At 42.6% G+C, this 8,711-nt stretch carries 8 protein-coding genes and 2 pseudogenes; 7 read left to right on the top strand and 3 right to left on the bottom strand.

From position 1 onward, the window contains the following. Window positions 1-56 precede the first annotated feature (56 nt). Window positions 57-521: a thioesterase family protein gene (locus AB4583_RS21050; RefSeq protein WP_017061819.1), complete on the bottom strand. Its 465-nt coding sequence runs from the start codon at window positions 519-521 to the stop codon at window positions 57-59. A 149-nt stretch (window positions 522-670) separates the two neighbouring features. Continuing rightward, a complete protein-coding gene (locus tag AB4583_RS21045; protein WP_372119237.1) occupies window positions 671-2,494 on the bottom strand; it encodes an ABC transporter ATP-binding protein/permease in 1,824 nt (607 codons plus the stop codon). Window positions 2,495-3,056: 562 nt separating this feature from the next. Here AB4583_RS21045 and artP point away from each other — a divergent pair. The 5 genes from artP to AB4583_RS21020 all read left to right on the top strand — a co-directional run bounded on the left by artP (window position 3,057) and on the right by AB4583_RS21020 (window position 7,238). After that, complete coding sequence (gene artP / locus AB4583_RS21040; protein ID WP_032545343.1) at window positions 3,057-3,785, top strand: arginine ABC transporter ATP-binding protein ArtP; 729 nt, start codon at window positions 3,057-3,059, stop codon at window positions 3,783-3,785. A 120-nt stretch (window positions 3,786-3,905) separates the two neighbouring features. Beyond that, entirely contained in the window at window positions 3,906-4,637 is a 732-nt protein-coding gene (locus AB4583_RS21035; RefSeq protein ID WP_054546341.1) for a lysine/arginine/ornithine ABC transporter substrate-binding protein, read from the top strand. 3 nt (window positions 4,638-4,640) lie between these two features. Then, complete coding sequence (gene artQ / locus AB4583_RS21030; protein WP_017078229.1) at window positions 4,641-5,327, top strand: arginine ABC transporter permease ArtQ; 687 nt, start codon at window positions 4,641-4,643, stop codon at window positions 5,325-5,327. Beyond that, the gene (gene artM / locus AB4583_RS21025) at window positions 5,324-5,992 is read left to right on the top strand and encodes an arginine ABC transporter permease ArtM (protein WP_017087151.1); all 669 of its coding nucleotides are present in this window, start codon (window positions 5,324-5,326) and stop codon (window positions 5,990-5,992) included. Before artQ ends, artM begins: the two co-directional genes overlap by 4 nt. 313 nt (window positions 5,993-6,305) lie before the next feature. Then, window positions 6,306-7,238, top strand: coding sequence for a DUF4062 domain-containing protein (locus AB4583_RS21020; protein ID WP_372119233.1), 933 nt, complete (start codon window positions 6,306-6,308; stop codon window positions 7,236-7,238). 188 nt (window positions 7,239-7,426) lie between these two features. Here AB4583_RS21020 and AB4583_RS21015 read toward each other — a convergent pair. Next, window positions 7,427-7,578: pseudogene (locus tag AB4583_RS21015) on the bottom strand (IS110 family transposase); the annotation flags it as partial. A 67-nt stretch (window positions 7,579-7,645) separates the two neighbouring features. On the opposite strand from AB4583_RS21015, the gene AB4583_RS21010 reads away from it, so the two are divergent. Together AB4583_RS21010 and AB4583_RS21005 are read left to right on the top strand one after the other, a co-directional pair. Further along, complete coding sequence (locus tag AB4583_RS21010; protein ID WP_372119230.1) at window positions 7,646-8,344, top strand: DUF5677 domain-containing protein; 699 nt, start codon at window positions 7,646-7,648, stop codon at window positions 8,342-8,344. A 29-nt stretch (window positions 8,345-8,373) separates the two neighbouring features. Then, window positions 8,374-8,711, top strand: a pseudogene (locus AB4583_RS21005) (hypothetical protein); the annotation flags it as partial.

Raw genomic sequence — 8,711 nt, 5'->3', positions numbered from 1 at the left:
GGCCTCCTCCTACTCGATTCTGAAACTTTCTGAATCTTTCTCAACCAACGAATACGTTATTCTGTCACGGCTTCTTGTTTGAAGCATGGGCTTTTCAACGTGTTCATCTTTTCGATTTCATTGGTTAAGCGCAGCGAGAGCAGGGCTTTCTGGTTCGAAGCAAAATCAAACATCACGATAGTCGCAGTGCCAACGGTCGTCAGTTTCTGTTGAGCCTTACTGACAATCGCGTATTCCATGGTGAATCGGTCATCTTGAATATCGGTAACACGTGAGCCGACCATCAAGGTATCTGGATACGTGACTGGGCGGAAATACTTACAGTAAGTGTCACCAAGAACAGGACCAACTTTGGTAATCGCCATCTCTTCCATCAGCTCGACGTGCTTGAAAAAATCTAAGCGAGCGGTTTCGAAATAGCGAAAATATACAGCGTTGTTAACGTGATTGAGTGCGTCCATTTCTCCCCAAGCGACAGGGATTTCTGTTACTACCGGGTAGTCAGATAATAGTGCTTCCATGCGAACTCTCTTATTGTTATGTAGGGATAAGTTGTTATTGGAATAAAAACCCTACCGCTAAATTAACAAAACTGCAACACGCGTGATTTAAGTTTTTGAAGCTTGAAACCACACAATGTCAGTGACTTAGTTGCACATCCACTCAATAGTTAGGCACTAAGGTGTTTGAATTGCAGCTCAACCAAGCGTTGGTACAATTCGCAGCTATTGATGAGAGACTGGTGGTCGCCGATGTCTACTAGTTGTCCTTTATCGAGCACCGCAATTTGGTCGGCGTGTTTAATTGTTGATAATCGATGGGCGATAATGATCGTCGTTCTGCCACGCATTAACTCTTCTAACGCTTGTTGTACGTGATGCTCACTTTCACTGTCTAGTGCGCTGGTTGCTTCATCCAACAATAGAATATTTGGATCTTTCAAGATGGCACGTGCGATAGCAATACGTTGTCTCTGCCCACCAGAAAGCCTTACACCACGTTCACCAAGAAAGCTGTTGTAGCCATCAGGTAGGTTTTGAATGAACTCGTGTGCGTGCGCTTTCTTCGCCGCTTCGATCACTTGCTCGTCTGTTGCCTGCGGGTTGCCGTAGCGAATGTTATGGAACACATCGTTACTGAACAGAGCAGGTTGTTGCGGTACCAATGCCATCTGCTTTCTTAGCTCGTTAGGATCAAACTGATTCAGTTCAACACCGCCTAATGTGACCTTACCCACTTGTGGGTCGTAGAAACGTTGCAACAGTTCGAACAGGGTAGTTTTACCTGCGCCAGACGGGCCAACCAGTGCCAACACTTTGCCTTCATGGGCAGTAAGCGTGAGGTTGCTTGTTGCGGGTTGGTCCGGTCTTGATGGATAACAGAAGGTCACATCATCAAATGCAACTTCTGGCGTTACGTTAGCAAGCGAAGTTGGATTCGCAACTGGCGCAACAATATGGCTTTCAACTTGTAGGATCTCGATTAATCGCTCGGTCGCACCTGCCGCGCGTTGCAGTTCACCCATCACTTCAGAAATCGTACCTAACGATGAAGCAACCATAATTGCGTAGAACACAAACGCCGCTAAGTCACCAGCCGACATAGTGCCGTTGATAACATCACTGCCGCCAACCCAAAGCATGCCTGCAATAGCACTAAATACAATCACGATAACGCCAGAAATAAGAATCGCGCGCTGTTTTACACGCTGGCGACCAATCTCATACGCCTTTTCCACTTCTACCGCGAATGATGCTTTCTCTTGCTCTTCTCGGCTGTAGCTTTGCACCGTTTTAATGTGCTCAATTGCCTCACCTGCGTAAGAACCCACATCAGACATGGAATCTTGGCTTTGGCGAGATAGGGCTCTTACACGGCGCCCATAAACAAGGATCGGAATCAAGATAAATGGCACCGAGGCCAATACAATCAACGTCAGCTTAATATTGGTCGCAAACAGCATGATGATTGCACCAATACACATCAACGCGCTGCGCATCGCCATAGAGAACGATGAACCTATGATGTTTTGAAGCAGAGTAGTATCCGTGGTGATTCGCGACATGATGTCGCCACTGCCATTGGTTTCAAAGTAACTCGGGTGCAGCGTCACCACGTGATTGAAAACCGACAGGCGTATATCCGCACTTACTCGCTCACCAACAGAAGAGACCAAATAGAAGCGGAAGAAGGTGCCAATCGAGATCAGCACGACCACCACCATGATGAATTGAATCGCGCTGCCTAAGTCTGACAACGATTGTTGGCTGAAGCCTTGGTCGATAAGAAGACGAATACCGTGTCCGACTGAAAGGGTTAAGCTCGCTGTGAAGATCAACGCGATCAACGCAGCAATAACACGACCTTTATAAGGCTGAATGAATTTACTCAGCTCAAACAAAATACTGAGGCTTTTTTTCTCAGGTTTGGCATCGGGATTCTTTTGAGTCTGTCGCTGGTTCGAGTCGAGCGTAGAAGAGACATCGTTTTGCATATGACTGCCTTAATGTGTTGTCGCTTTAAAAATAGATGGCTTGTTGCTTATGGCTAATTGCTTATGGTTTATGACTTATTGCCTGTACTGCGCGTTGTTCGCTGGGCAGTAATTGTTGTTGAGAATCGAACCCATTAAAGCATTTATTGCGCTGTGACGCTCCCTAGGAAACTCAATTTCCAATATTTCCTCATCACTAAGTGAATAATTCGAAACAACCTTAAAGGAAAACTAAGCATTCTGATTCAGTCAGTTGGATAGGAAACCAAGCTATTTAACCCTAATTTTTATGCAAGTAAATTAGCGTTGATAGGAGAGTGCACACATAAACAAGCAACCGTGCGATGATTTATAAATTGATAGAAAAACGTTTGCTATTTATCTCGATATTAGCTTTATCAATGACTTGTGAGTTTTGGTTGTAAGACCAGTTATAGCGACTGTTTTTTGTGGAATGTTTGTTACAAAAATTCAACAAAGTAGTTTTTTATACATTTTTCTTGCATAAAACCTCGGATTGAATAGAATAACCAACAAATGACAATTAATGCAGTATTGTGGCATGAGTATTCAAGTAAAGAGCATCAACAAATCATACGGTGATACCCAAGTTCTTCACGACATCAGTTTCGACTGTGAGAGCGGCGAAACCTTGGTATTGCTTGGCCCAAGCGGCGCGGGCAAGAGTTCATTACTGCGTGTATTGAACCTGCTTGAAATCGCGGACAACGGCGAATTAGACATTGCGAATGAGCAATTCGATTTTTCAAGCCAAATCCAAGAGAAGCAGGGGCTTAAACTTCGTCGTAAAGTCGGCATGGTGTTCCAGCAATACAACTTATGGCCACACATGACGGTGATGGAAAACTTGATTGAAGCACCAACCAAAGTGGCGGGTTTGGATAAGCAAGAAGCGATTAAGCAAGCGCAAGAAGTCCTAAAGACACTTCAACTTGCCGACAAAGCAGACGCTTGGCCACTTCAACTGTCTGGCGGTCAACAACAGCGTGTTGCGATTGCACGTGCGCTGATGATGAAACCGGATGTGTTGTTGTTTGATGAACCAACAGCGGCGCTTGATCCTGAGATCACCAACCAAGTCGTGAGCATTATTAAAGAATTGAGCGGAACGGGCATTACCCAAGTGGTCGTGACGCATGAAGTCGATTTCGCGAAGAAGATTGCTAGCCACGTTCTGTACCTAGAGAAAGGGTACATCGTTGAACACGGCACCAGCGATTCATTCGTTAATCCGCAGACACCTGAGTTTGCCGAGTATCTGACTCATTAAGTAAGTCACTTATTAAAAGAAAGTTGACTCACTAGATCTAGCTAAACACAACATCAATTAAAACAATCAAATTATAAGAATGGCCACAGGCCGCTATTACACAGTATTCGGAGTAACAAAATGAAAAAGATTCTACTAGCTTCACTTATCGGCCTTGCTTCTTTTAACGCAGCAGCTCAAGAAGAAATCAAATTCGCGATGGAAGCAACGTACGCACCATTCGAATACATGGATGAGAACAACCAAATTCAGGGTTTTGACGTAGACCTAGCAAACGCACTTTGTGAAGAGCTGAAAGCAACGTGTACTTTCCACAACCAAGCATTCGATAGCTTGATCCCTGCACTTAAATTCAAACGTTACGATGCGGCTATCTCGGCAATGGACATCACAGAAGCGCGTCTTCAACAAGTGAACTTCTCTAACGCATACTACGACAACTCTGCAGCATTCATCTCTTTCGAAGGCAAAGTCGCAGACCAAGCAGCACTAGAAGGCAAGCGTGTTGGTGTTCAAAACGGTTCTACTCACCAGAGCTTCCTACTTGAGCAAATGACTGGCGTAACAGCGGTACCTTACTCAAGCTACCAAGATGCATTCATCGACATGAAGAACGGTCGTATCGATTCTGTATTCGGTGACACAGCCGTTGTAGCAGAATGGTTCAAGAAAGAAGACAACCTAACGTACGTAGGCGACCAAGTAACAAACCAAGAGTACTTCGGTAACGGCTTTGGTATCGCAGTAAACAAGAGCAACCAAGAACTTGTAGACCAGCTTAACGTTGCACTTGCAGCAGTGAAAGCGAACGGCGAATACGACAAGATCTTCAACAAGTACTTCGGTAAGTAATTTATGGAATTAACGGGTTACTCTTTAGGGCTCGTCGAAGCAAGCTGGATGACTGTTCAGCTTGCGTTCGTAAGCCTATTGGTTGGATTGGTTCTAGCAGTTTTGTTTGCAAGTGGTGAGATGTCTCGTCGTATTGCAATCAAATGGCCAACGACTGCATTTGTGACGATTGTTCGTGGTTTACCAGAAATTCTGGTCGTACTGTTTATCTACTTTGGTTCGACACAAGTTCTGTTCATGATCACTGGCGACTTCATAGAAGTGAGCCCGTTCTTATCTGGTGTTGTTGCACTGTCACTTATCTTTGCTTCTTACGCTTCGCAAACCTTGCGTGGTGCATTAAAAGCAGTAAGCAAAGGGCAGAGAGAAGCAGCAAGCGCGCTTGGTATCTCTCAATCACGTTCATTCTTTCGTATAGTTTTACCTCAAGCGGTAAGACACGCACTACCAGGGTTAACCAACCAATGGTTAGTGTTACTAAAAGACACTGCATTAGTATCGCTGATTGGCGTAACGGATTTGTTGAAACAAGCACAACTAACATCCGCTGCAACGCACGAAGCATTTACTTGGTACGCGACAGCAGCAGCAATCTACTTGGTCATCACTTTAATCACACAAAGATTGGTAAAAGTGATTGATGGTAAGTTCTCTATTCAAGGTTTGGGTAACAAAGGGGCAATGGCATGAATCAACAATACCTCTCTCAAATGCTTGAGGGCTTAGCGACCAGTCTGCAACTCACAGGCGCTTCACTGCTGGTTGGTTGTATCTTGTCACTGCTGATGACGGTAACGCTAATCTTAAGAATACCGGCGATTCACTGGTTAACACGTGGCATCATTACGCTGTTCACCGGCACACCATTGTTGGTTCAAATCTTCTTGGTGTATTACGGCCCGGGTCAGTTCGATTGGATTCGTGAAAGCTTCATGTGGACTTGGTTAAGCCAACCTTGGTTCTGTGCAATGTTAGCATTAGCTTTGAACACCGCTGCATACAGCACGCTACTGTTCAGAGGCGCATTCAACGCAATTCCAGCAGGGCAGTGGGAAGCATGTCGTGCACTAGGCATGGACAAAGTAGCAACGCTTAAAGTGTTACTGCCATACGCACTGCGCCGCGCTGTTCCAGCTTACTCGAACGAAGTGATTCTAGTCTTCAAAGGCACGTCACTGGCAAGCACCATCACCATCATGGACTTGATGGGCTACGCTCAGCGTATCAACGGCCAAACCTACGACACACTTACTGTGTTTGGTATCGCCGGCGCATTCTACTTAGCAGTAAACGGCATACTAACGCTGATCTTCCGTCAGGTAGAGAAGAAAGCCCTCGCATTCGAAGCGGCGTAAGCTAGCCACTCACAAGCTTAATTAACGTATAAAGCCTGCCATTTATGTTCGCATAGATGGCAGGCTTTTTTGTGTTTTGGGGTATGTGTATTGGTGCTGTGTTTATATCCAGTGGAGTGGTTTTTTTGCGAAATTCATACTATATGGAAATATTCTGCATTTTGTCATTCAATGAGCTTATCTATGCTTTAAGTCACTGAATTGCTGTGATTAATCGTGGTAAATTGCTGTGCATATGAAACTAGATAGATTGATTCTGTATTTAAATGCAGAATTTTTCGGTCTAAGAACGGTTAACTCAATAAGGAAGTATATGGCTAAGCCAAGAGTATTTGTATCTTCGACATATTATGACTTAAAGCACATTAGAAATAGTTTGGAAGCATTTATTGATGGTTTAGGCTACGAGTCAGTTCTTTATGAGGAAGGTGATATACCTTTTCATCATGACTCTGCATTAGATGTATCTTGTTATGAGGAAATTAAGAATTGCCATATATTAGTATTAATTATTGGCGGTCGTTATGGAAGCCCTGCTTCCGAGCAGGAGGATAACAAAGAGGAAAAATTAGAGTTCTATAACTCGATAACAAAAAAAGAATACGAAACGGCTAGAAAAAATGACATACCAATTTATGTGTTCATCGATAAGAATGTTCATTCGGAGTATCATACTTTTAGAAAAAACCGAGATAGAAAAGGCATTGAGTATGCGCATGTTGACAATGTGAATATATTTAGCTTAATTGATAGTATTTATGCTCAAAAACGTAACAACTTAATTAAAGACTTTGAAAAGTTTGATGAGATTGCTTGTTGGCTCAGAGATCAGTGGGCTGGTCTTTTTGCTGACTTTCTTAGTAGGAAAAATCAAGACAAAGACTTAGCTGATTTATCAACTCAAGTTTCTGGTTTAAAAGACCTTAACTCAGTCTTGAAAGGGTATACAGAGTCTATAATGGAAAAACTCCAGCCCGAAAACTTCGAACAACTAATTAGCAATTCGAATAAACGACTTGAAGATAAGCTAGTTACTCAATTTAGTAAGAATCAGCTAATAGAATATTTATTAGGACACACTCCAAAAGGTATTGGAGTTAAAGGATTATACCAAGCCTTTATACAATCAAAATCACTTGATGATTTGCTGCAAAAAATTAATTTTGATGAAGGCTTTATACAGGAAGTTTCATCATTCGAAGAAGCATATATCGATTTCGAACATTTGAAACTTGAATTGAGTTAACAAATAAGGATTAAGGTGTTGCTCAGCTAACACTAAATCCCGAGTGTTGAACAAGCCCTATGCCACTTTGTTAAGTAAATTGTACGATTCCCTTTGAAGGGCACACCGCTTTGAGGCTTTTCTCAAGGCGAGCGAGGAAAAGATAAGGTTCGATAGTAATCTTATCGACCAGCTAGCTAATGTTCGCTACACGCTTCAATGCCTATACGTATGAGTGGCATACTTGCTATTTTAGTCAGTAGTTTAGAGAGAGTATTACCTAGCCATTTTGGTATTTGTCATGACGGCTAAAGGTGTTTTTAGCTAGGTCGATACTGCAGAAATAAGAATAATCAGACATGGTGCATAAGTGTGGCAGTACCTCTAGAGGAGGAATCCATGTCATTCGATATAAAGAAGGGATATCTATGACTCATATCGAGAATCTAGAAGAGTTAGATCAGGTCATCACTATATCTACCGCTCTTTTCGAGGATACATACCACAGTTCAATTAGCGCTCCATATATTACGATGATGGGGTTATTTGCCGCTATGGTTGAGCAGTGTAAGTCACTTTCCATATTAATACATGAACAGCACTTCGTGGCTACTCAGTCGATTGTTAGAAATGCGCTAGAAATCTATGTCGACATTAAAATTGTCGAAAGTGACGGTAATTATGTTAATTATTTGTGGGCAGAGTACTACAACAGAGAAAAGGAGCTATCTCGGAAAAAATATCAACAGAATAAATACCGCAAGTTACGGCGGGAAGCTTATGAACTCTATAAGCCGAGTCAAAATTTTGATGGCTTAAGTATCTACGATAAGTTCAAGCTAGCAGGGCTTCAAGAGGATTATAAAGCTCTGTATGGTTCTTTGTCTTGTCATACGCATAGTGGTGTTTTTTCATTGCTTAATCGTGTTATGGAAACAAAAAAAACAAATAAACTAAGCGAGCAAGGCCTGTTTAAAATTACTCCAAGTGAACTAGAAATAGCGGCAATACCGTTAATTACGTACTACTTATTGGATGCAAGTGAAATCATTGCAAAGGGGCATGGTGATGTGCCCGTGGAGTTGATCAAAGAATTTAGGCAGTACTTGCTAAATAAATCTTCATAATAAGGCGTTATACAGCAAGGAGAGTATTGGTGATAGATAAACCTTACACAAGAACATGTAGAGTATTTTCTGACAATTCATATGGTGACTCCGGCAAAGGGGAGTACATAAAGCATCCTCTATACGCAGATGCTCCCGCTCAGTACATCCGCGCTTATTTGCTTTTGCAAAAAGACTTAATTGAGCTGTTCGATTATGTTGAGCCATCAGATCAGAACTTGAACACTCATTCTTTCCGTATTCATGAGTTGTTGATGAGATTTTGTGTAGAGATCGAGGCAAACTGCACAGCTATTCTGAAAGAAAATGGGTACGTTAGCGATAGTGCTAACCTGAATATGGGGGACTATCGGTGTTTTTCAAGGTA

It is taken from the genome of Vibrio sp. 10N.222.49.C12, from assembly GCF_041475025.1.
GTDB classification, from domain to species: domain Bacteria; phylum Pseudomonadota; class Gammaproteobacteria; order Enterobacterales; family Vibrionaceae; genus Vibrio; species Vibrio crassostreae_C.
The sequence above is the reverse complement of the archived record's forward strand: the minus strand, read 5'-3'. Positions and strand labels throughout refer to the sequence as shown.

Excerpts from the sequence above, each read along its gene's own strand:
- artP (WP_032545343.1), top strand. The coding sequence starts at position 3,057 with ATGAGTATTCAAGTAAAGAGCATCAACAAATCATACGGTGATACCCAA.
- artQ (WP_017078229.1), top strand. The coding sequence starts at position 4,641 with ATGGAATTAACGGGTTACTCTTTAGGGCTCGTCGAAGCAAGCTGGATG.
- AB4583_RS21050 (WP_017061819.1), bottom strand. The coding sequence starts at position 521 with ATGGAAGCACTATTATCTGACTACCCGGTAGTAACAGAAATCCCTGTC.
- AB4583_RS21010 (WP_372119230.1), top strand. The coding sequence starts at position 7,646 with ATGACTCATATCGAGAATCTAGAAGAGTTAGATCAGGTCATCACTATA.
- artM (WP_017087151.1), top strand. The coding sequence starts at position 5,324 with ATGAATCAACAATACCTCTCTCAAATGCTTGAGGGCTTAGCGACCAGT.
- AB4583_RS21045 (WP_372119237.1), bottom strand. The coding sequence starts at position 2,494 with ATGCAAAACGATGTCTCTTCTACGCTCGACTCGAACCAGCGACAGACT.
- AB4583_RS21020 (WP_372119233.1), top strand. The coding sequence starts at position 6,306 with ATGGCTAAGCCAAGAGTATTTGTATCTTCGACATATTATGACTTAAAG.
- AB4583_RS21035 (WP_054546341.1), top strand. The coding sequence starts at position 3,906 with ATGAAAAAGATTCTACTAGCTTCACTTATCGGCCTTGCTTCTTTTAAC.